The 20,832-nt window shown below is 68.4% G+C and carries 18 protein-coding genes; 7 read left to right on the forward strand and 11 right to left on the reverse strand.

Annotated features, from left to right (window positions below):
* Positions 1-142 precede the first annotated feature (142 nt).
* A complete protein-coding gene (locus tag BJ980_RS05735; protein WP_179501403.1) occupies positions 143-709 on the forward strand; it encodes an O-methyltransferase in 567 nt (188 codons plus the stop codon).
* A gap of 73 nt (positions 710-782) precedes the next feature.
* Here the strand turns inward: BJ980_RS05735 and yczE are convergent, their stop codons facing one another.
* On the reverse strand, positions 783-1,487 hold the full coding sequence (yczE, locus tag BJ980_RS05740; RefSeq protein ID WP_179501404.1) for a membrane protein YczE: 705 nt from the start codon (positions 1,485-1,487) through the stop codon (positions 783-785).
* Positions 1,488-1,548: 61 nt separating this feature from the next.
* Here yczE and yczR point away from each other — a divergent pair, with 61 nt between their 5' ends.
* Positions 1,549-3,003 (forward strand): MocR-like transcription factor YczR, encoded by a 1,455-nt coding sequence (gene yczR / locus BJ980_RS05745; RefSeq protein ID WP_179501405.1) that lies wholly within the window; start codon positions 1,549-1,551, stop codon positions 3,001-3,003.
* Positions 3,004-3,009: 6 nt separating this feature from the next.
* On the opposite strand, the gene BJ980_RS05750 is transcribed toward yczR, so the two are convergent.
* From BJ980_RS05750 to argG, 3 genes are all read right to left on the reverse strand, one after another.
* Positions 3,010-4,173, reverse strand: a complete 1,164-nt coding sequence (locus BJ980_RS05750) for a glycoside hydrolase family 16 protein (protein WP_179501406.1) — start codon at positions 4,171-4,173, stop codon at positions 3,010-3,012.
* Between the two features lie 143 nt (positions 4,174-4,316).
* Positions 4,317-5,903: a phosphoglycerate dehydrogenase gene (gene serA, locus BJ980_RS05755; protein ID WP_343047708.1), complete on the reverse strand. Its 1,587-nt coding sequence runs from the start codon at positions 5,901-5,903 to the stop codon at positions 4,317-4,319.
* Positions 5,904-6,082: 179 nt separating this feature from the next.
* Positions 6,083-7,513 carry an argininosuccinate synthase gene (argG, locus tag BJ980_RS05760; RefSeq protein ID WP_179501408.1) on the reverse strand — a complete coding sequence of 477 codons (1,431 nt, stop codon included), beginning with the start codon at positions 7,511-7,513 and terminating at the stop codon, positions 6,083-6,085.
* A gap of 86 nt (positions 7,514-7,599) precedes the next feature.
* Here argG and BJ980_RS05765 point away from each other — a divergent pair, with 86 nt between their 5' ends.
* Positions 7,600-8,583: a hypothetical protein gene (locus BJ980_RS05765; RefSeq protein WP_179501409.1), complete on the forward strand. Its 984-nt coding sequence runs from the start codon at positions 7,600-7,602 to the stop codon at positions 8,581-8,583.
* A gap of 3 nt (positions 8,584-8,586) precedes the next feature.
* Here BJ980_RS05765 and BJ980_RS19410 read toward each other — a convergent pair whose 3' ends face one another.
* Complete coding sequence (locus BJ980_RS19410) at positions 8,587-10,791, reverse strand: DUF4185 domain-containing protein (protein ID WP_179501410.1); 2,205 nt, start codon at positions 10,789-10,791, stop codon at positions 8,587-8,589.
* Positions 10,792-10,827: 36 nt separating this feature from the next.
* Positions 10,828-11,535 (reverse strand): DsbA family oxidoreductase, encoded by a 708-nt coding sequence (locus BJ980_RS05775; RefSeq protein WP_179501411.1) that lies wholly within the window; start codon positions 11,533-11,535, stop codon positions 10,828-10,830.
* Positions 11,536-11,686: 151 nt separating this feature from the next.
* Between BJ980_RS05775 and BJ980_RS05780 the strand changes: the two genes are divergently transcribed.
* The 3 genes from BJ980_RS05780 to BJ980_RS05790 all read left to right on the forward strand — a co-directional run bounded on the left by BJ980_RS05780 (position 11,687) and on the right by BJ980_RS05790 (position 14,509).
* The gene (locus BJ980_RS05780; protein WP_179501412.1) at positions 11,687-12,586 is read left to right on the forward strand and encodes an ABC transporter ATP-binding protein; all 900 of its coding nucleotides are present in this window, start codon (positions 11,687-11,689) and stop codon (positions 12,584-12,586) included.
* Entirely contained in the window at positions 12,583-13,437 is an 855-nt protein-coding gene (locus BJ980_RS05785) for an ABC-2 transporter permease (RefSeq protein ID WP_246279930.1), read from the forward strand. The genes BJ980_RS05780 and BJ980_RS05785 overlap by 4 nt, the downstream gene beginning before the upstream one ends.
* Before the next feature lie 79 nt (positions 13,438-13,516).
* Positions 13,517-14,509 (forward strand): zinc-ribbon domain-containing protein, encoded by a 993-nt coding sequence (locus BJ980_RS05790; protein ID WP_179501413.1) that lies wholly within the window; start codon positions 13,517-13,519, stop codon positions 14,507-14,509.
* 104 nt (positions 14,510-14,613) lie between these two features.
* Here the strand turns inward: BJ980_RS05790 and ilvC are convergent, their stop codons facing one another.
* From ilvC to BJ980_RS05815, 5 genes are all read right to left on the reverse strand, one after another.
* A complete protein-coding gene (ilvC, locus tag BJ980_RS05795) occupies positions 14,614-15,639 on the reverse strand; it encodes a ketol-acid reductoisomerase (protein WP_179501414.1) in 1,026 nt (341 codons plus the stop codon).
* A gap of 65 nt (positions 15,640-15,704) precedes the next feature.
* Positions 15,705-16,247 (reverse strand): acetolactate synthase small subunit, encoded by a 543-nt coding sequence (gene ilvN / locus BJ980_RS05800; RefSeq protein WP_179501415.1) that lies wholly within the window; start codon positions 16,245-16,247, stop codon positions 15,705-15,707.
* Between the two features lie 13 nt (positions 16,248-16,260).
* Positions 16,261-18,027: an acetolactate synthase large subunit gene (locus tag BJ980_RS05805; RefSeq protein ID WP_179501416.1), complete on the reverse strand. Its 1,767-nt coding sequence runs from the start codon at positions 18,025-18,027 to the stop codon at positions 16,261-16,263.
* A 232-nt stretch (positions 18,028-18,259) separates the two neighbouring features.
* Positions 18,260-18,907 carry a 4a-hydroxytetrahydrobiopterin dehydratase gene (locus BJ980_RS05810; RefSeq protein WP_179501417.1) on the reverse strand — a complete coding sequence of 216 codons (648 nt, stop codon included), beginning with the start codon at positions 18,905-18,907 and terminating at the stop codon, positions 18,260-18,262.
* A 16-nt stretch (positions 18,908-18,923) separates the two neighbouring features.
* A complete protein-coding gene (locus tag BJ980_RS05815) occupies positions 18,924-19,628 on the reverse strand; it encodes a GNAT family N-acetyltransferase (RefSeq protein WP_179501418.1) in 705 nt (234 codons plus the stop codon).
* 206 nt (positions 19,629-19,834) lie between these two features.
* Here BJ980_RS05815 and BJ980_RS05820 point away from each other — a divergent pair, with 206 nt between their 5' ends.
* Positions 19,835-20,830: a FecCD family ABC transporter permease gene (locus tag BJ980_RS05820; RefSeq protein ID WP_425490355.1), complete on the forward strand. Its 996-nt coding sequence runs from the start codon at positions 19,835-19,837 to the stop codon at positions 20,828-20,830.
* The last annotated feature ends 2 nt before the right edge of the window (positions 20,831-20,832 follow it).

A 20,832-nucleotide genomic window follows, 5' to 3' on the forward strand; every position in this document is an offset into this window, starting at 1 on the left:
CAGGCCTCGCCGCGGCAGTGAATGAGTACGAGCACGTTCCGCATGATGCGATCAGACTACGCCCGGCATCCTGCTCCGCACAGGCGTTCCACGAGACTGCTCAGAATCTGAGACGGCAGTCCCGAGATGAAAGACTCGCCCCATGAGCGCCCCGCCAGAACTGCCAGAGATCGTCTCCCGCGCCTTCGACGTCTCCCGCAAGGCCGGCTATGTGTCGTTCTGCCGCAACGAGACCGGCCGTCTCCTCGCGGCACTGGCCGCCACCCGGTCCGGCACGCTGGCCGAGTTCGGCACCGGTGCCGGCGTCGGCACGGCCTGGCTGCGCAGCGGCGTGGGCGCGAACGCACGCATCATCTCCGCCGAGCTCGACCCGAAGCTCGCCGGTGCTGCCGCCGAGATCTTCGCCGACGACGACTCCGTCGAGGTGCTGGCCGCGGACTGGTCGACCTTGCGCGACAAGGGGCCGTTCTCGCTGCTCTTCCTCGACTCCGGGACCCCCTCGGACGTGGGGGTCGAGGTGATCGCCGAGCTCGTCGAGCCCGGCGGGATCGTTGTCCTCGACGACTTCGTGCCGTGCGAGGTGTGGCCCCCGATCACCATGGGCCGCGTCGACACCCTGCGCGAGCAGTGGCTGACCGACGAGCGGTTCGCCGCGGTCGAGGTGATGATCGCGCCGGACGCCTCGGCGATCATCGCCACCCGCCGCTGACGAGTCCTCCAGCCGCGCTCTGAATCAAACGCGCTCTCGATCAGGCGTGCCCCGGATCAGGGCGTGCTCTGAATCAGGCGCGCTCCGGATCAGTCACGCTCCGGGGAGTCGGCAGATCCACGATGCAGGCCGGCAGCATCAGCTGCGCGAGCGGACCGATCGCCACGGCATAGATGACGGTCCCGACCCCGAGCACTCCGCCGAGTGCCAGGCCGACCACGACGACGGCGACCTCGAGGCCGGTGCGCACCAGGCGCAGGGACCAACCGGTACGTCGTGCCAGCCCGGTCATCAACCCGTCGCGGGGACCGCGCCCGAACTGTGCTCCGATGTAGAGCGCCGTCGCCAGTGCGTTGAGGACCACGCCCGAGAGCATCAGCGCGATCCGCCAGCCGATCTGCGAGGGCTCGACGAGCAGGGCGAGCGTCGCGTCCGCGGCAAGGCCGACCACCACCGCGTTGAGCAGGGTCCCGATCCCGGGCTTCTCCCGCAACGGGATCCAGGCCAGCAGCACGATGAAGCTGAACAGGATGACGACCTGCCCCAGGGTCAACGGCACGAACCGGGTGACGCCGGAGTGCAGGACGTCCCACGGCGCCAGTCCGAGCGCACCGCGCACCATCATCGCCAGCGAGACGCCATAGAGGACCAGGCCCACCAACAGCTGGGGAAAGCGTCGACCGAGCCGTCCTGCGCGCAGCTGCGCAACCGGACCGAGATCAGCGAGCTGACGGCGTACGGCCGGGACGGCGCCCGCCGCGAGAGGAAGCTGTGACATGGACCCAGCATGTCGCCAAGTGGCCTTCTATGAAATAGCCACTTGTGGCACAGTGGCCTGCATGAGCCGCAACGTCTCCGCCGCGCGCGTGGCCACCCTCGTGGGCGACTTCGACCGGTCCCCCGCCTACACCGGCCTGGCCGACGCCCTGCGCCTGCTGATCGCCGAGGGCCGGATCCCGCACGACACCCGGCTTCCCAGCGAACGCGACCTGACCGACGCCATCCGGGTCAGCCGCACCACGGTCACCAAGGCCTACGCCGAGCTGCGGGACAGGGGGTACGCCGTCGCGCGGCACGGCTCGGGCACCTTCACCAGGATCCCGGGCGGACCCCGCCGGGCCCCGGACCGGATCCTCACGCCACGGATGACCGGGCAGCAGGGCGACCTGTCAATGATCGACCTCAACTGCGCCGCCTCCCCCGCGCCACCCGGACTCGGCGCCGCCTATGCGCACGCTGTCGAGGAGCTCCCCGGCTACCTGGCAGACCATGGTTACTACCTGGTCGGCCTGCCCGAGCTTCAGACCCGGATCGCAGCCACCTACGAGGCCCGCGGGTTGCCCACGGAGCCGGAGCAGATCATGGTCACGCCGGGCGCGCTGGCGGCCACTGCGATCGCAGTACGCGCCGTGACCGGGCCCGGCGACCGGGTGCTCGTGGAGTCCCCGGGTTATCCCAACGCCACCCGCTCACTGGCGATCCCGGCCAATCGGCTGGTCGGCTCGCCGGTCGACATCGACGGTTGGGACCTGGCCGGCTTCGCCGCGACCGTGCGACAGACCGCCCCGCGGGCCAGCTACACCGTTCCCGACTTCCAGAACCCGACCGGCAACCTGATGGGCGATGCCGAGCGGGCGGAGTTCGCCGCGATCCTGGCCCGCTCGCGCACCCTTGCCATCGTCGACGAGGCCAACCAGGCGCTCGCCCTCGACGGCCAGGAGATGCCGCGCCCGTTGGCTGCCCACATCGAGGAGGCGGGTGGCGAGGCGCTCACCGTCGGCAGCGCGAGCAAGATGCTCTGGGGCGGCCTTCGACTCGGCTGGATCCGGGCGCCACACTCGCGACTCGACGCGCTGACCAACGCGCGGCTCACCCTCGACCTCGGGGCGCCCGTGGTCGAGCAGCTCGCCCTGTTGCACCTGCTCAAGGACCTCGATCCGGTCCTGGCCGAGCACCGCCGGCTGCTGCGCGAGCAGCGCGACCACCTGGCCTCAGCGCTCACCGCACAGCTGCCCGACTGGTCGTTCCGACTGCCCGGCGGCGGGCTCACCCTGTGGTGCAGGTTGCCGATCGCGGGCGCCGGCGCACTCTGCCTCGAGGCAGAACAGCACGGCGTCTTCCTCGCGCCGGGCAGCGTCTTCTCCGTGGACGGCGGCTATGAGAGCTTCGTGCGCATCCCGTTCACCCGGCCGGTCGAGGAACTCACCGAGGCTGTCACCCGGATCGCGACCGCGTGGCAGACAGCTCGTACGGCGACCACGCGGCGTACGCCGGAACGAGTGATGGTCGCCTGAGCCCACTCACTTCCAGACGTGGAGGTAGTCCACCTCGTAGGTGGCCGGGATCGGCGGCGGGTCGAGCAGGTTGAAGTTGTTGCCCGAGGACCCCAGGAGCTGCGTGAAGGCAACGATGTACTTCTCCTTGAAGGCGGGATCGCCAGAGGAGTGCTCCAGGCACAGCTTGCCGTTGACATAGATCCTGATCTTGCTGGCCCCCCACTCGAGACGGTGCGTGTTCCACTCGCCGCGATTCGCCAGGCAGTCGTGGGCGGTGTTCTGGTTGGGGCCCGAGGTGATGTTGCCGTAGGCGTCGTAGCGCGAGTGCAGGAATGGGATCGTCAGGTAGTAGTAGCTCGAGTAGGTCTCGGAGACGTCGATCTCGCCGCTGTAGGGCCACTTGGTGACGTCGACCTCGCGGGCGTCGGGCCAGAGCCAGAACGCCTCGTGCAGTCCCTTCTTGGTGGTCGCGGTGTTGCGCACCCGGGCCTCGAAGCGGCCATATCGCTGGGACCACTTGTGGAAGGTGGACACCTGGCCGGCGGTCAGGACCTTGAGGGCCCCGGTGAGGGTGGGGCACTCGAGCAACGTGGCATAGCGGGCTACCAGCCGCAGCGATCCGTCCTTGACGCTGACGTTGTTCGGCTTGTAGCAGGCAGCCGCCCCGGCCGGGTTGCCGGTGTTCGGGCTCTCGTCACCGTGGACATACCACTTCGTGGCGTCGAGCGCGGTTCCGCTGAACTCCTCGGCCCAGGTGCAGTCATAGAGGGTGCCGTTCCACTTGACCGGGCGGATCCCGCAGCTGTCGCGAGCCGGTGAGACCCAGCGCGCAACCGAGGAGCGTCCCTGCCTCAGGTCACGCACCCGATAGGCCGTGGTGGTCGTGCGCGCGGGAAGGGTGGTCTTGTACCAGCCATAGGCACTGCTGGTGATCCGCCTGACGTGAATGTATCGACGCCGTGAGGCGTCGTAGCGCTGCACGTTGAGATCGGTCCTGCCCACCCGTGTGCGACCGGAGAGCCGCACCCGGCCGTCATCGAGACGTGTCGCCGAGATGCTCGGCGTGGCGGAAGTGGCAGCCACTGCGGACGGAGCGGTGGCGAGCGAGGTGACGATGCCCGGAGCCGCCAGGAGCGGCAGACCCAGGAAAAGGGAGCCCAAGGCCATGACGAGGTAACGCGAGCGCATCGATCATCTCCGAGGGGTTGACGCTTGGAAAGTGACACTAGCAGCGGCCAGGACGATCGTCCCCGGATGCACGGCATCCCCGGCCCCGAAACGGGGCCGGGGATGCCGACTGACGAATGGTTCAACCCAGATCGGAACGCAGATCAGGTCAGATCGACTGCGCGCACGCTCTCGGCGTTGATGGCCTGCTCGATCTCGGCCAGGACCTCCGGCGAGATCGAGGAGTCGACGGACAGCGCAACGAGTGCCTGCCCGCCCTTGCCGACGCGGGCCACCTGCATGCCGGCGATGTTCACCTGCGCGCCGCCGAGGATGCCACCGACGGTGCCGACCATGCCGGGCTTGTCCTCGTAGCGCAGGAAGGCCAGGTGCTCGGTCGGCTCGATGTCGACGTCGAAGCCGTTGACCTCGACCAGCCGCTCCTTCTGGGCCAGCCCGACCAGGGTGCCCGAGACCGACACCTGGGTGCCGTCGGCCAGGGTGCCGCGGATGGTGATCAGGTTGCGGTGGTCGGGGCTCTCCTGCTCGGAGACCAGGCGCACTGCCGTGCCACGCTCAGCGGCGAGCAGCGGCGCGTTCACGTAGGAGACCTGGTCCTCGACGATGTCGGTGAAGACCCCCTTGAGGGCCGCCAGCTCGAGCACCTTGACGTCGTACTCCGTGATCTCGCCACGGACCTCGACGTCGATCTGCTGAGCGGCCTCGCCGGCCAGCGCAGTGAAGACGCGGCCGAGCTTCTCGGTCAGTGGAATGCCCGGACGCACGTCCTCGGCGATGACGCCGCCCTGGACGTTGACCGCGTCCGGGACGAGCTCACCGGACAGGGCGAGACGGACAGACTTGGCCACGGCGATGCCGGCCTTCTCCTGCGCCTCGTCGGTGGAAGCGCCCAGGTGTGGGGTGGCGACGACGTTCTCAAGCTCGAAGAGCGGGCTGTCGGTGCACGGCTCCTTGGCGAAGACGTCGAGACCGGCGGCGGCGATGCGGCCGGTCTTGAGCGCGTCGTAGAGCGCCGCCTCGTCGACGATGCCGCCGCGGGCCGCGTTGACCAGCACCAGGCTCGACTTGGCCTTCGCCAGTTCCTCGGTCCCGATCAGGCCCACGGTCTCAGGGGTCTTGGGGAGGTGGACGCTCATGAAGTCTGCCTCGGCCAGGAGCGTGTCGAGGTCGACCAGGCGCACGCCCATCTGTGCGGCGCGACCGGCCTGGACATAGGGGTCGTAGGCGATGACCTTCATCCCGAAGGCGCTGAGGCGCTGTGCGACCAGGACGCCGATGCGGCCGAGACCGACGATGCCCACGGTCTTCTCGTAGAGCTCGATGCCGGTGTACTTGCTGCGCTTCCACTCACCGTTGCGCAGGGCCGCGTGGGCCGGGCTGACGTGGCGGGCCGCGGCGAGCATCAGCGCGACGGCGAGCTCGGCAGCGGAGACGATGTTCGAGGTCGGCGCGTTGACGACCATCACGCCGGCCTGGGTGGCGGCCTTGACGTCGACGTTGTCGAGGCCGACGCCGGCGCGGGCGATGACCTTGAGCTTCTTCGCAGCAGCGAGGGCCTCTTCGTCGACCTTCGTCGCGGAGCGGACCAGGATCGCGTCCACGTCGCTGATGGCCGGGATCAGCTCGGCGCGGTCGGCGCCGTTGCAGTTGCGGATCTCGAAGTCGGGGCCGAGCGCCTCGACGGTTGCGGGGCTGAGTTCCTCAGCGATGAGTACGACGGGCTTGCTCACAGCAAATTCCTCGGATGGTGTCTCGTGGACGGATGCGGACCGTGAAAACGGGTCGTGCACAACGCTGTGCCCGGATGTCCCGACCATACCCGACCGGCATGGCGTTGCTCGGGGTGTCCGCACACTGTGCAGGGGCTCCCCCGAGAGCCCCTCGCCCGACCGCACGGGTCGGGGAAGCCTCAGTCGGTGCCGAACTCCATGGCGGCACGATCGAGAGCCTCGTCCTCCTCGTTGACGCCGTCTCCGCGATCGGCGATGCGGTCGGCGCCACCGGCGGGGAGCTCACCGAAGAGCGTGCCGTTCTCGACCAGCACCTGCCCCTGGTCGAGCGGCTGGCCGGCATACATCTCCAGCTTGGCCCGGGAGTCGGCGATGTCGAGGTTGCGCATGGTGAGCTGGCCGATCCGGTCCAGGGGACCGAAGGCTGCGTTGTCGGTGCGCTCCATCGACAGCTTGTCGGGGTGGTAGGAGAAGTTGCTGCCCGACGTGGACAGGACGGTGTAGTCCTCACCACGCCTCAGCCGCACGGTGACCTCACCCGTGACCAGCGATGCGATCCAGCGCTGGATGGACTCACGGATCATCAGCGCCTGGGGGTCCAGCCAGCGGCCCTCGTAGAGAAGGCGGCCGAGCTTGCGGCCCTCGTTGTGGTACTGCGCGATGGTGTCCTCGTTGTGGATCGCGTTGACCAACCGCTCATAGGTGAGGAAGAGCAGCGCCATCCCGGGGGCCTCATAGATGCCGCGGGACTTGGCCTCGATGATCCGGTTCTCGATCTGGTCCGACATGCCCAGTCCGTGCCGGCCGCCGATGGCGTTGGCCTCGTGGACGAGCTCCACGGCGTCGTCGTAGTGCTTGCCGTTGATGGCCACGGGGCGGCCCTGGTCGAAGGTGACCGTGACGTCCTCGGTCTCGATCGCGACCGACGGGTCCCAGAACTTCACGCCCATGATCGGCTCGACGGTCTCCAGCGAGACATCGAGGTGCTCCAGGGTCTTGGCCTCGTGGGTGGCTCCCCAGATGTTGGCGTCCGTGGAGTAGGCCTTCTCCTGCGAGTCGCGGTAGGGCAGGTTGCGCTCGGTGAGCCAGGCACTCATCTCGGTACGGCCGCCGAGCTCGTTGACGAAGTCGGGGTCGAGCCACGGCTTGTAGATCCGCAGGTCGGGGTTGGCCAGCAGGCCGTAGCGATAGAACCGCTCGATGTCGTTGCCCTTGAAGGTCGAGCCGTCGCCCCAGATGTCGACGCCGTCCTCGTGCATCGCCCGGACCAGCATCGTGCCGGTGACGGCGCGACCGATCGGGGTGGTGTTGAAGTAGACGCGCCCACCCGAGCGGATGTGGAAGGCGCCGCAGGCGAGGGCGGCGAGGCCCTCGTCGACCAGGGCCTTCTTGCAGTCGACGGCGCGGGCGATCTCGGCGCCGTACTGCTTGGCGCGGTCCGGGACACCGGAGATGTCGGGCTCGTCGTACTGCCCGATGTCGGCGGTGTAGGTGCAGGGCACTGCGCCCTTGTCGCGCATCCAGGCCACGGCGACCGAGGTGTCGAGACCTCCGGAGAAGGCAATTCCGACGCGTTCGCCGGCGGGCAATGAAGTGAGGACCTTGGACATGGTTACGAGTATATGCACACTCCTGCATGTTTATACAATCGGTTGCACCGCTCCCCCGCGGCCGTTCCCGTGACAGAGTTGCGCCCATGCCTTCCGAGACCTGCCCCCGGTGCCAGACTCCGCGTGAATCGCCCGACCTCGCCTTCTGCACCAACTGCGGTACGCCGTTCGCAGCGGGCGGGTCGCAGCCCCCTGTGGAAGAGGACCGATCGACCCAGGTGCTGCCGCAGCAACCGTGGGACCAGCAGGGCTCACAGCCGGGCTGGGGCGCGCAGCAGGGATCACCAGGTGGATCACACGGTGGGGGCAACTTCCCCCCGCCCGGTGCCCAACAGGGTCAGTGGGGTGGCCCAGCACAGCCTCCGGCGGGTGGGTGGAGCGGTGCGGCACAGCCTCCCCAGGGCCAGTGGGGCGGGGCTGGGGGCGGACCCGGTCACCCCGGCGGCCCGTGGCAGCAGCAGGGACCTGACGGTGGCGGGCGGGGCCGAGGCAAGATCGCCCTCATCATCGGGCTGGTCGTCGTGCTCCTGGCTGCCATCGGCATCACCCTCGCCCTGGTCCTGGGAGGCGACGACAAGGACGCCAAGGACGCACCGACGAACGCCAGCAAGGACGAGTTCTGCGAGGTCGCGGAGGAGTACGGCGACCTCGAGGATGACGAGTGGGAGGACGCCTCCGACATCGCGGACGAGGCAGCCGAGGTGGGCACGCCCGAAGACATTCCCGAGGATGCCCGGCGTGGTTTCTTGGTCGCCCTGGAGATCCTCGGTGAGGCCAAGGACGAAGAGGACGCCGAGCGGCTCTCCGAGGACCGTAGTGCGGCCGATCAGAAGGACCTCACCGCCTTCTTCATGTACGTCGGCACCACCTGCGCCGCTGAACCAGGCGTCACCCAGTCCCCGTCGGGCCTGCCCAGTGACTTGCCCAGTGACTTGCCCACTGATCTGCCCAGTGACCTGCCGACGCCCGAGCTCCCCAGCGACTTCCTCACGGACCTGCCCAGCGACCTCCTCTCCGACCTCCCGTCCGAGCTGCTGACCCTGATGCCCGAGACCGTCCCCAGCAACTGAGGCTCAGTCGGGGAGGTCCACCCGCAGGAACCGCGGCCGATAGAGCAGCGGGTCCTCGATCACGGCCGCCAGGTCGGTGCGGTTCTGGCTGTAGGACACCACCATCGTCCCGTCCTCGGGCAACAGTCCCGGATGGGCCAGCGGCATGTAGCGCAAGGCTCCCTTCACTGTGTCGGAGGGCAGCTGCGCCAGCGCGCCGTGGGCGGTGAAGGGGCCCGTGGGCGACGGTGCCGTCCACACGGTCAGGTCCGTGCCGAGGAACTCGTCGCGCTTGCTCAGCGCATACCAGGTCCCGTCCTGCTCGAAGACGCTCAGCGTCTGGGAGACGCCGCCCCTGGCCGGAATCAGCTCTTGGGCTGCACTCTCGGAGCGGACCCATGACTTCCCGTCCCAGAACCGCCACCGGGAGCGGTCCAGGATGTCGTCGGGTCGGACCCGGGCGACGCTCAGTGAGAACCCGAAGACCATGTCCTGCGCCGGGTGGGCGGTGCCGTAGAGATAGGCCCAGCCGTCGTGGACGGCGGAGGCCGCACCCCACGTCGGGTCCGATGCGTCGGCGTCATCGGGACCGATGTCGCGCCGGTCGACCAGTTGCGGGGTGCCCCCACGAGGCACCACGAAGACTGCGATCGCCGGACCGAGGTTCTCGAAGTCGAACGAGCCGGCGCCGGTCGTGCGCACTCGCTGCGCGGAGATCGCGACCAGGTCATAGCCCGGCCGTTCCTCGCGGCCGATCGACATCGGCCAGTAGCCGACCTTCACGTCCCGGTCCGGGATGATCGCGCCGTGGTCGACGGGCTCGACCATCTGCAGGCAACCCGACCCCAGCACCAGCATCGAGTTCCGGACGAACCGCTGACCCTGATGATCCGGGGCGCGCAGGGTGTCTCCGAAGACGAACAAGCTTCGGCCGTCCTGGAGCTTCACGCTGGCCCCGACGTCCCCGCCCTGGAAGTTGTCGCTGGCTCTCAGCTTCCCGGCGAGCCGGTTGATGTCGCCGAGGTCCTCCACCTCGCCGGTGGGCACGCAGTCGGTCTCGGAGGCCCGCGAGGGGATCTCGGCGACGTCGGCGATCGCGGTACGCGGCAGTGACAGGGTCATCCCGACCAGCAGCAGGGCGCTGGGCACGACCACGACGGCCACGCGCAACCGCCACCTGATCCGGGTACGTCGACTGGTTCCGGCAGCCATGTCGGCCGGGTCGATCCCGAACTGCCGGCGCACCCCACGAGCCGTCAGCGAGACGAGCCACACGATCACCAGCCACGCCACGAGCGTGAGCAACGGTCGAGCCTCGAGCCCCGCGCCGTCGAAGATCACGACGCCGGCGAGCGCCTCTCGCATCGCGCCCAACGGCAGCAGGGGCACGAGGGTGGGCCAGGGCTCCGGGAAGAGCCGCACGTCGGTGCCCATCAGCAGTGGAATGGCCTCGAGGAAGAACAGGACCACCGCCAGCGCGAGGCCGGGCAGACCCGCCAGAGCCTCCAGCGCCAGCGTCACCCCACCCGTCACCCAGACAGCCAGGGCGACGATCAGAACGGCATTCATCTCAAGCCTGCCCAGGCCGATGCCCGGCAGCCAGACCAGGATGCCTGCGCCGAGGACCGCGACCCCGGCCAGTGCGGCGTGGCGCAACAGCCCACGGCGCAACGTGCGCGTGACAGGTCCGAGCGTCATCGAGACGATGACCACGAACAGGAAGCCGAGCGCATTGGCCGCCAGCACCAGCCGGTCCGCGGCCCGAGGAGATCCGTGGGACGTGTCGACGTACTCCACCGCGACGCTCCGGCCCCGGCTCCGCTCCAGTGCCCGGATCCGTTGCAGCACCGCCTCGTTCAGCGTGGAGTCGTTGGCCCGGTTGAGCAGCACCGTGTCCCGGGTGCCGCTCAGCTCCACCTCGACGGCAGCCACCAGGCTGCCGTCGCGGACCTCGGACCGGGCCTCGGAGGCCTCCAGGACGTAGGCCTCGAAGGCGCCGTCAGGCAGGGCGCTCGCCTCGTCGGCGAGCACCTTCCCGATCACCGGTGCGGTGACGATGCCGACCGGTACGTCGTCCGGTTGGCCGATCGCACTGCTCCGGGCCAGCCACACCATCAGAGCCACCTGCACCAGCAGGACCAGCAGGCAGAGCACTGCCACGGGACGTGAGACCACCCGCGCGAGCGTGACGGCTCGGTCCCGGGTGGTCGCGCGGACCTTCGGAGTCACCCGGTCATCATCCGACCCGGTGACTCCACTCGCAACTCAGATCGCGCATCCGTCGGGACCGCAGGCCTCGCCGTCGGCGTCGACCATCTTCAGGGTGGGCCGGGACTCGTTCCACGCCTGCTCGATCGCCTGGGAGAACACCTGGGCCGGCTGGGCGCCGGAGATGCCGTACTTCTCGTCGATGACGAAGAACGGGACACCAGTCGCTCCGTAGGCCCGGGCCTGCGCGACGTCTGCGTGCACCTCGTCGAGGAATTCCTTGCCGTCCAGGACCTCTCGGACGCGAGCCGCGTCCAGGCCGACGGCGACGGCGATCTCCACGAGCGTGTCGTGATCGGCCACGTTGCGGAGCTCCTCGAAGTGCTCGCGCAGCAACGCCTCCTTCAGGGCCGACTGCAGTGCGATTCCTCCGTCGTGGAGCGCAAGGTGGAGCACCCGGTGCGCATCGACGGTGTTGACCCGCAGGTTCTCCGAGAGCCGGTAGCGCAACCCTTCCTCGGCCGCGACGGTCTCCACCTGGTTCATCATCTGCTTCGCGCCCTCGACGCCGCCGCCGTACTTCTTGGCGAGCACCTCGGCCATGGTCTCGCTGGGCACGCTCGGCGCGCTCGGGTCGAGCTCGTAGGAGTGCCAGACGACCTCGACCTCGTCCGAGTGCTCGAAGCCCTCGAGGGCCGTCTCGAGACGGCGCTTGCCGATGTAGCACCACGGACACACGACGTCGGACCACACATCAATTCGCATGTCGGTACAACGTGCAGGGCTGCCCGATTCTTCCCGCCCGATTCTTCTCTCCCAACCACCATCGGATCAGGGATGACTCAGGGTCGGTCAGGGTCATTCGGGGCGCTCTCCCCGATGTGCGCACCCCTGCTGTGCGGTGAGGGTTGGAGCCATGATCACAGTCCATTCCCTCACCAAGAGCTACCGCGGCTTCACCGCGGTCAATGATGTCTCCTTCGTGGCCCGACCGGGCCGCGTCACCGGGTTCCTGGGACCCAACGGCGCGGGCAAGTCCACCACCATGCGGATCATGGTCGGCCTCACCGACGCCACCTCCGGATCCGCCACCATCCTGGGTCGCCACTTCGCCGACCTACCGAACCCGGGCAGGGAGGTCGGCGTACTCCTCGATGCCTCGGCACAGCACGCCGGTCGCACCGGTCGCGAGATCCTGGCCATCGCCCAGCGCACGATGGGCCTGCCCGTCTCACGTGTCGACGACATGCTCGACCTGGTCAGCCTCACCGAGCGTGAGTCGCAACGCAGGGTGAAGAACTACTCGCTCGGGATGCGGCAGCGACTCGGCATCGCCACCGCCCTGATCGGCGACCCCGAGGTCCTGATCCTCGACGAACCAGCCAACGGGCTCGACCCCGCCGGCATCCGCTGGATGCGTGACCTGCTCCGTGGTTATGCCAACAAGGGCGGCACGGTGCTGCTCTCCAGCCACCTGCTGCACGAGATCGAGGTGATCGCGGACGACCTGGTGATGATCGGCAACGGTCGCGTCGTCGCCGAGGGCACCAAGGCCGAGCTGCTCAGCGCCGCCGGGACCGTCGTACGGACCCCCTCGTCGGCCGCCCTGGCCCAGGCCCTGCGCAACGCCGGGATCGTCGTCACCCAGGGCACCGACGGCACCCTGCGCACCGACGCGCCGGCCGACCGGGTCGGCGAGATCGCCCTCGACGCCCGTGTTCCGCTCACCGAGCTGCGCTCGGCCGACAACGCCGGCCTCGAGGAGATGTTCCTCGAACTCACCGCAGACAGCCAGCGAGAAGGAGCTGCAGCATGAGCACCGTTGCCCGATCCACTGTCCAGTCAGATGCCCGATCCACTGTCGAGTCAGGCACTCGCCCGCCCGAGTCCGCAGGTCGGGCCGTGCCCGTCCAGCACAAGCCGATCCCGATGACACGCGTGATGTGGGTCGAGCTGACCAAGATGTTCGACACCCGCTCCGGCTTCTGGCTGATGGCCAGCATCGGCATCGTCTCCCTGCTCGCCACCGCAGCGGTGATCCTCTTCGCTCCGGACGACGAGCTCACCTATGAGACGTTCGCGACCGCGATCGGCTTCCCGATCGCGGTCATCCTCCCGATCATCGCGTTGCTCTCGATCACGAGTGAATGGAGCCAGCGGACCGGGTTGACCACGTTCACCCTGCTCCCCCGGCGCTCTCGGGTGATCAACGCCAAGCTGATCGTTTCGGTCGCCGTCGGCATCGTCTCGATGTTCGTCGCGCTTGCGATCGGGGCGCTCGGGAACCTGGTCGGGACCGCGATTGCCGGGGTGGACACCACCTGGAACGTCAGCCTCTACGAGTTCTCGTTGATCGTGCTGGCCAACGTGCTCGGCATGCTCATCGGTTCCATGCTCGGGGTTCTCATCCGCAACTCCGCCGGTGCCATCGTGGGCTACTTCGTGTTCAACGCCCTGCTGCCGACGTTGTTCATGACCTTGGGCAACCTGCAGGAATGGTTCCGTGACATCTGGCCCTGGATCGACTTCTCCTACGCACAGGGCGCCCTGTTCGAGGGGTCCCCGACAGGCGAGGAGTGGGCCCGGCTGGCGGTCACCTCGACATTCTGGTTGATCCTGCCGATGGCGGTCGGTCTCTGGCTGATCCGCAGGTCCGAAGTGAAGTGAGTCTCCCCGGATCGGTCGCCGAGAGAGTCGGCGGCCGATCCGACGTTAGAACTTCACGACGATGGGCAGGATGCCCGCCATGAACAACCCCGTCTGCTCCAACTGCGGAGCCCCCCTCGACCCGACGGCTGCTGCCTGCAGCCGGTGCGGGATGCCGATGAGCCAGATGCCGGGCCAGTCCCATGACCAGCCCAATGACCAGCCCCAGGGCCAACAGCCCTCCCCCGGCCAGGGGTATGCCGGTCAGGGGTACGGCGGCCAGGGGTATGGCGGCCAGGGGCCAGAGGGTCAGGCCTACGGGAGCCAGGGTCACCAGGGTCAGGCGTACGGCGGGCCGGCGTACGGCAGCCAGGGTCCGGCCCATGGCGGCCAGGCCTACGGCAACCAGGGTTACGGCGTCGGCTACGCACAGGGTTATCCGCAGGGACAGCCTGGAGCCGGGATGCCCGGCCCAGAGGGCCCCGGTCGACGCAAGCCGTGGCTGGTGCCTGCGATCATCGCGGGCGTCCTCGTCCTGATCGGTGCGGCCGTGCTGATCGTCGTCCTGCTCACCAACGGCGATGACGACGACAAGTCGGACGGCCCCAAGAACGACCCCACGGCTCAGGCCACCGACGGGCCGACCGATGAGCCGACCGACGGGCTCACCCAGACACCCACCCCGGCCCCGGTTCCCACCGCACCGACACCGACGACACCGACGGCACCGCCGACGAACGGTGGCGACCTGTCCCTTCGCTCCGCTCCGGTCGGCAGCGACGAGGAACAGATCAAGCAGCTGACCGAGGAGTTCAGCGCCTGGTACTCGTCCGTGACCAGCGGCGGGGACACCACCTGCTCCGAGATGGACCAGTTCTTCCTGGAACCCGAGGACAGCGACGTGAAGGGTTGCGCGTCGGCATCGACGCTCGATGCCAAGTTCAAGTTCGACATCACCGACATCAAGGTCAGCGGCGACACCGCCACCGGAACCATGAACAGCACCATCACGGTTGGCGGCTCGACACCTCAGTCGAGCTCGGACGACGTGAAGCTGGCCAAGCGCGACGGATACTGGTTCTTCGACGAGTGAGCGGGGCCTCGGCTCGCGCCCATGCGTAGCGGCACAGCGAAACGCCCCGGTCGATTCCTGGTGGAATCGGCCGGGGCGTTTCGATGCTGAGTGGTGCGTGAGGCTCAGCGCGCGGCGGAGCCCTCGGTGTAGTCCTTGTCCTGCTGCTGCCAGGCGAAGTGACCACGCAGGGTCTTGCCGGTGACCTCGATCGGGTGCGCGGCCTCCTTCTCGCGGAGCTCGTTGAACTCCTTGGCACCGTTGTCCTGGTCATCGATGAAGCGCTGCGCGAACGCACCGCTCTGGATGTCGGCCAGGACGGCCTTCATGTTCTCCTTCACCGACGGGTCGATGACCCGCGGGCCGGAGACGTAGTCGCCGTACTCCGCGGTGTCGGAGATCGACCAGCGCTGCTTGGCGATGCCGCCCTCCCACATCAGGTCGACGATCAGCTTGAGCTCGTGGAGCACCTCGAAGTAGGCGATCTCGGGCTGGTAGCCGGCCTCGGTCAGGGTCTCGAATCCGGCCTGCACGAGGTGCGACATGCCACCGCAGAGAACGGCCTGCTCACCGAACAGGTCGGTCTCGGTCTCCTCGGTGAAGGTGGTCTTGATGACGCCGGCGCGGGTGCCGCCGATCGCCTTGGCGTAGGACTTCGCGAGGTCCCAGGCCTGGCCGGACGCGTCCTGCTCCACGGCGATGATGTCCGGGATGCCGCGCCCGGCGACGTACTCGCGACGCACGGTGTGACCCGGCGCCTTGGGGGCGACCATGATCACGTCGACGCCCTCGGGGGCGGTGATGTAGCCGAAGCGGATGTTGAAGCCGTGGCCGAAGACCAGGGTGTCGCCCTCGGTCAGGTTGGGTGCGATCTCCTCGGCATAGAGCTTCCGCTGGTGCTGGTCCGGGGCGAGGATCACGATGACATCGGACTCTTCGGTGGCCTCGGCGGGCGTCAGGACGCGCAGGCCCTCCTCCTCGGCCTTCGCGCGGCTCTTCGAGCCCGGCTGCAGGCCGATGCGGACGTCCACACCGGAGTCACGCAGGTTCAGCGCGTGGGCGTGGCCCTGGCTGCCGTAGCCGATGACCGCGACGTTCTTGCCCTGGATCAGGGACAGGTCGGCGTCGTCGTCGTAGAACATCTCAGCCACTGGGGCTCTCCTTCAGGTTGGTTGTGGTGCTGCGTTGGGGAACTTGTGCGGGGTGTAGCGGAGGATCAGCCGGCGACCGGCGGCGGAGCCGGTACGGCGACCGGGCGCAGGTTGCGCTCGGAGATCGAGCGGGAACCCCGACCGATCGCGACCATCCCGGACTGGACCAGCTCCCGGATGCCGAACGGCTCGAGCACCCGGAGGAAGTCGGCCAGCTTGTCGGCGTTGCCGGTGACCTGGATGGTCAGGGCGTCGGGAGCCACGTCGATGACCTTGGCCTTGAACAGCTGGACGGCGTCCAGCACGTGGCCGCGGGTCTCGGTGTCGGCGCGGACCTTGACCAGCACCAGCTCGCGCGAGACCGAGGCCCCGGTGTCGAGCTCGACGATCTTGATCACCTCGACCAGCTTGTTCAGCTGCTTGGTGACCTGCTCGAGCGGGCTCTGCTCGACGCTGACCACGATGGTCATCCGGGAGACGTCCGGGCTCTCGGTCGGGCCGACCGCGAGGCTGTCGATGTTGAAGCCACGACGGCTGAAGAGCCCGGCGATGCGGGCCAGGACGCCCGGCTTGTTCTCGACCAGGACGGACAGGGTGTGCTTGCTCATGTTCTCCAGCCCCTCAGAGGTCGTTCTCGTCGAACTGCGGCGCGAGGTCGCGGGCGTACTTGATCTCGTCGTTGCTGGTGCCAGCGGCGACCATCGGCCAGACCATCGCATCGCGGTGGACCCGGAAGTCCACGACCACGGGCTGGTCGTTGATCGACATCGCCTTCTCGATGGTGGCGTCCACGTCCTCGGGCGTCTCGCAGGCGAGGCCGACACAGCCGTAGGCTTCCGCGAGCTTCACGAAGTCCGGGATCCGCTTGCTGTGCAGGTCGGTGTTCGAGTAGCGCTCGTTGTAGAACAGCGTCTGCCACTGGCGGACCATGCCGAGCGACTCGTTGTTGATCAGCGCGACCTTGATCGGGATGTCGTTGATCGCGCAGGTGGCCAGCTCCTGGTTGGTCATCTGGAAGCAGCCGTCACCGTCGATCGACCACACGGTGGTGTCGGGCATGCCGACCTTGGCGCCCATCGCCGCGGGGACCGAGAAGCCCATCGTGCCGAGGCCGCCAGAGTTGATCCACGTGTTGGGGTGCTCGTAGCCGATGAACTGCGCGGCCCACATCTGGTGCTGGCCGACGCCGGAGACATAGATCGACTCGGGACCCGAGATCTTGCTGAGCCGCTCGAGGACGTACTGCGGCGCGAGGCCGTTGGCGGGGGCGTCGTAGGCCAGCGGGTACTGCTTCTTGATACCGGCCAGGAAGGCCACCCATGCCTCGTAGTCACCCTGGTTGCCCTGCTCGGACTCGGCGTTCAGGGCGAGGATCAGGTCCGCGATCACCTCGCGGCAGTCACCGACGATCGGGACGTCCACGTGTCGGTTCTTGCCGATCTCGGCCGGGTCGATGTCGGCGTGGATCACCTTGGCACCGGGGGCGAAGGAGTCCAGGTTGCCGGTGACCCGGTCGTCGAAGCGGGCACCGAGGCTGATGATCAGGTCGCTCTTCTGCAGGCCGGCCACCGCAGCGACGGTGCCGTGCATGCCGGGCATGCCGAGGTGCTGCACGTGGCTGTCCGGGAAGGCGCCGCGGGCCATCAGCGTGGTGACCACGGGAATCCCGGTGGCCTCGGCCAGGACGCGCAGCTCCTTGGCAGCACCCGAGCGGATCACTCCGCCACCGACGTAGAGGACCGGGCGACGCGACTCGAGGATCAGGCGCGAGGCCTCGCGGATCTGCTTGCTGTGCGGGCGGGTCACCGGTCGATAGCCCGGCAGGTTCAGCTCGGTGGGCCAGTTGAAGGACGTCATCGCCTGCAGCGCCGACTTGGCGACATCGACGAGCACCGGGCCGGGACGCCCCGTCGAGGCGATGTGGAAGGCCTCGGCGATGGTGCGCGGGATCTCGGCCGGGTCGGTGACCAGGAAGTTGTGCTTGGTGATCGGCATCGTGATGCCACGGATGTCCGCCTCCTGGAAGGCGTCGGTGCCGATGGAGGCGGCCCCGACCTGTCCGGTGACGGCCACCATCGGCGTGGAGTCCATGTGCGCGTCGGCGATCGGGGTGACCAGGTTGGTCGCTCCCGGGCCCGAGGTCGCCATGCAGACGCCCACCTTGCCGGTGGCCGCGGCGTACCCCTGGGCGGCGTGACCGGCGCCCTGCTCGTGGCGGACCAGGATGTGCCGGATCCGGGAGTCGAAGAGTGGGTCGTAGGCCGGCAGGATGGCACCCCCTGGGATGCCGAAGATGTTCTCTACCCCCGCGCTCTCCAGCGACTTGATAAGGCTCTGCGCTCCGGTGACCTGGGTCCCGGCGCCCCCTCCGCTGTCCTGCTCGGCCATTGCTACTTCCTGTCTGGTCTTCTCTTCACCAACAAAAAACCCCTCGGCCACAGTGGCAACGAGGGGATGACGCGTGTGCGTTGAGGCGGTGTTGGCCTCAGCTCACGCGTCGCGTGCATACAAGAATGTCCTTGCGCATGGTCCTACGTTCGCTGCCGACGTCATGTGGCGTCAACCAAGTGAATCACCTATCCCACATCGTGGAACTCTCATCCCACGATGTGGCCCTCTTTCATCGTGTCGCGTTGGTACAGATGCAGACCCGGTTGCCGTCTGGATCCGCGAGCACCGTGAAGCTCGGCGCCTCCGCGTCCGAGACCAGTGTCCCACCCGCTGCAACGGCGCCGGCAATGCGCCCCGCAGCCACCTCGATCGGCACCCAGACGTCGAGGTGGAACCGTTGCCGGGGTTCCTCGTGCGCGTCCGTGTCCTGGAACCACAGGGTGGGCAGTACGCCGTCCGGGTCGACGACCTCTTCTCCCCCGCCGCCCACCGACATGCCGTAGACCGCCTGCCAGAACGGCCTGAGCCGCGACCGGTCGGCGGTGTCGAGAGCGATCTCCAGTGCCTGAGGCAGCTCCGGCTGGGAGCGCATGCCGCCCTCGTCGGCCAGCAGGCTGATCGTGCGCGCCAACCTCACGTCCCGCTCGGTGATTCCCCCGACGTCGTGGCTGCTCAGGGCCACGTCGACGTGGCCGTAGCGCAGGTCGAGGTCCGGGTGGTGGTTCATCGCCTCTGCGGCGGCACCGATCGCGTTCACCAGGTCCAACCCGGTGACGAAGTCACGGGTGCTGATCCGGGTGTGCAACCGGCCCAGCAGCGGCCGCCAGCCAGGCAGGTCGAGGTCGAGCACCTGTTGATTGGTCAGCTTCTCGCTCATCCCTCGAGCATGCCACTCACAGCGACGCGCGGACACCCTCCAGCGACTTCAGCTGGGATCCGTCCGGCTGGTTCGACTCGTCGAGCCAGGCACGCAGCGCCTGCGCCAGCGACGGCCACTCGTCGTCGATGATCGAGAACCAGGCAGTGTCGCGCGAACGCCCCTTGTAGACCACGGCGTGGCGGAACGTTCCCTCGTGGGTGAAGCCGAGGCGCTCGGCAGCGCGTCGCGACGGCTCGTTGAGCGCGTCGCACTTCCACTCATAGCGCCGGTAGCCGAGCCCGAAGACGTGGTTGGCGAGGAGATACTGAGCCTCGGTCGCGGCAGCGGTGCGCTGCAGGCGGGGCCCGAGGGTGATCGAGCCGACCTCCACCGATCCGTTCACCCGGTCGACGCGCAGATAGCTGGCGATCCCGCAGGCCCGGCCCTCACGGTCCCGGACCACCACGGTCACCGAGTCGGTGGCGTCGGCACGGGCCTCGATGTGATCGGCGAACTCGCCCCGATCGGCGAAGGGGCCGACGCCGAGATAGGTCCACAGGGACTCGTTCCCGGGGCCGCACAGCTCGTCGTACAACTCGTCGGCGTGCTCGCGCAGCAGCGGCTCGACGCGGCACCACGTGCCTTGCATCGCGGTGACGTCGGGAAACGGCGCTGTGGCCCAGCCCTCCACGGCGGGCCCGATCGGCTGGTCGAACTCATTGGTGCGCAACTCATTCACCTCGCCGACCCTAGGGCATCTCGCCTCCACCCCCCGGGCGAGGACGAGGAGTGACCACCTAGGGTTGTTGCAAATAATTCGCAACAAGCAGGGGGGCGTGCATGTCCGTGCTGGACCAGAGCAGACGGGCCTCCACCGACGCAGGAACGGATCTGGGAATCCGGGCGGGCGCCCGGCGCGCGAGGGTGTGGAGCACTGCTCTGGTTGTGGTCCTGCTGGCATCCGCACTCGTTGGGATCTCGGTGGGGTCCGCCTCCCTGCCCCTCAGCGACGTCCTGCACATCGTGGGCCACCACGTCTTCGCCACCCCGGCTTCGATCACCTGGTCGGCGCCCCGCGACGCCATCGTCTGGGAGGTCAGGGTCCCCCGGGTGCTCCTGGCAGTGCTGGTGGGCGCCGGCCTGTCGGTGTGCGGGGTCGCACTTCAGGCGATGGTGCGCAACATGCTCGCCGACCCCTACCTGCTCGGGGTCAACTCGGGCGCCTCCAGCGGGGCTGCCGCCCTGATCCTCTTCGGGTTCGGTGCCGGCCTGGGTGCGCACGCGCTGCCGATCAGTGCCTTTCTCGGCGCACTCGCTGCGTCCCTCCTCGTGTTCTTCATCGCCCGCAGCGGTGGCCGCGTCACCTCGGTGCGACTCCTGCTCGCCGGCGTTGCCGTCGGCTATGCCCTCTACGCCCTCACCAGCTTCCTGATCTTCGCCTCCGACTCTGCCGAAGGCGCCCGCTCAGTGATGTTCTGGCTGCTCGGCTCCCTCGCGCTCGCCTCATGGGGGCCGCCACTCGCGGTGATGACACTCGTCGTCGTCGCGACCGTGGCACTGCTGGCCCTGTGGAGCCGACAACTGGACGCCCTCAGCATCGGCGACGAGACCGCACACACCCTGGGCGTCTCGCCCGATCGGGCGCGCGTCAAGATGCTGGTGCTGGTCGCACTGTGCATCGGGGTCGTGGTGGCCGCATCGGGGAGCATCGGCTTCGTCGGCCTGGTCATTCCGCATGTCGCCCGGCGTCTCGTCGGGTCAGCCCACATCCGCGTCATTCCGGTCGCAGCCCTGCTGGGCGCAATCCTGCTGGTCTGGGCCGACGTCTTGGCCAGGACCCTGTTCACCCCCGAGGAACTGCCTGTCGGGATCATCACCGCCATCCTCGGGGCGCCCTTTCTGCTCGTCCTGATCCGGCGTCTCCACGCCACGTCCGTCTGAAC

It is taken from the genome of Nocardioides daedukensis, from assembly GCF_013408415.1.
GTDB lineage: Bacteria > Actinomycetota > Actinomycetes > Propionibacteriales > Nocardioidaceae > Nocardioides > Nocardioides daedukensis.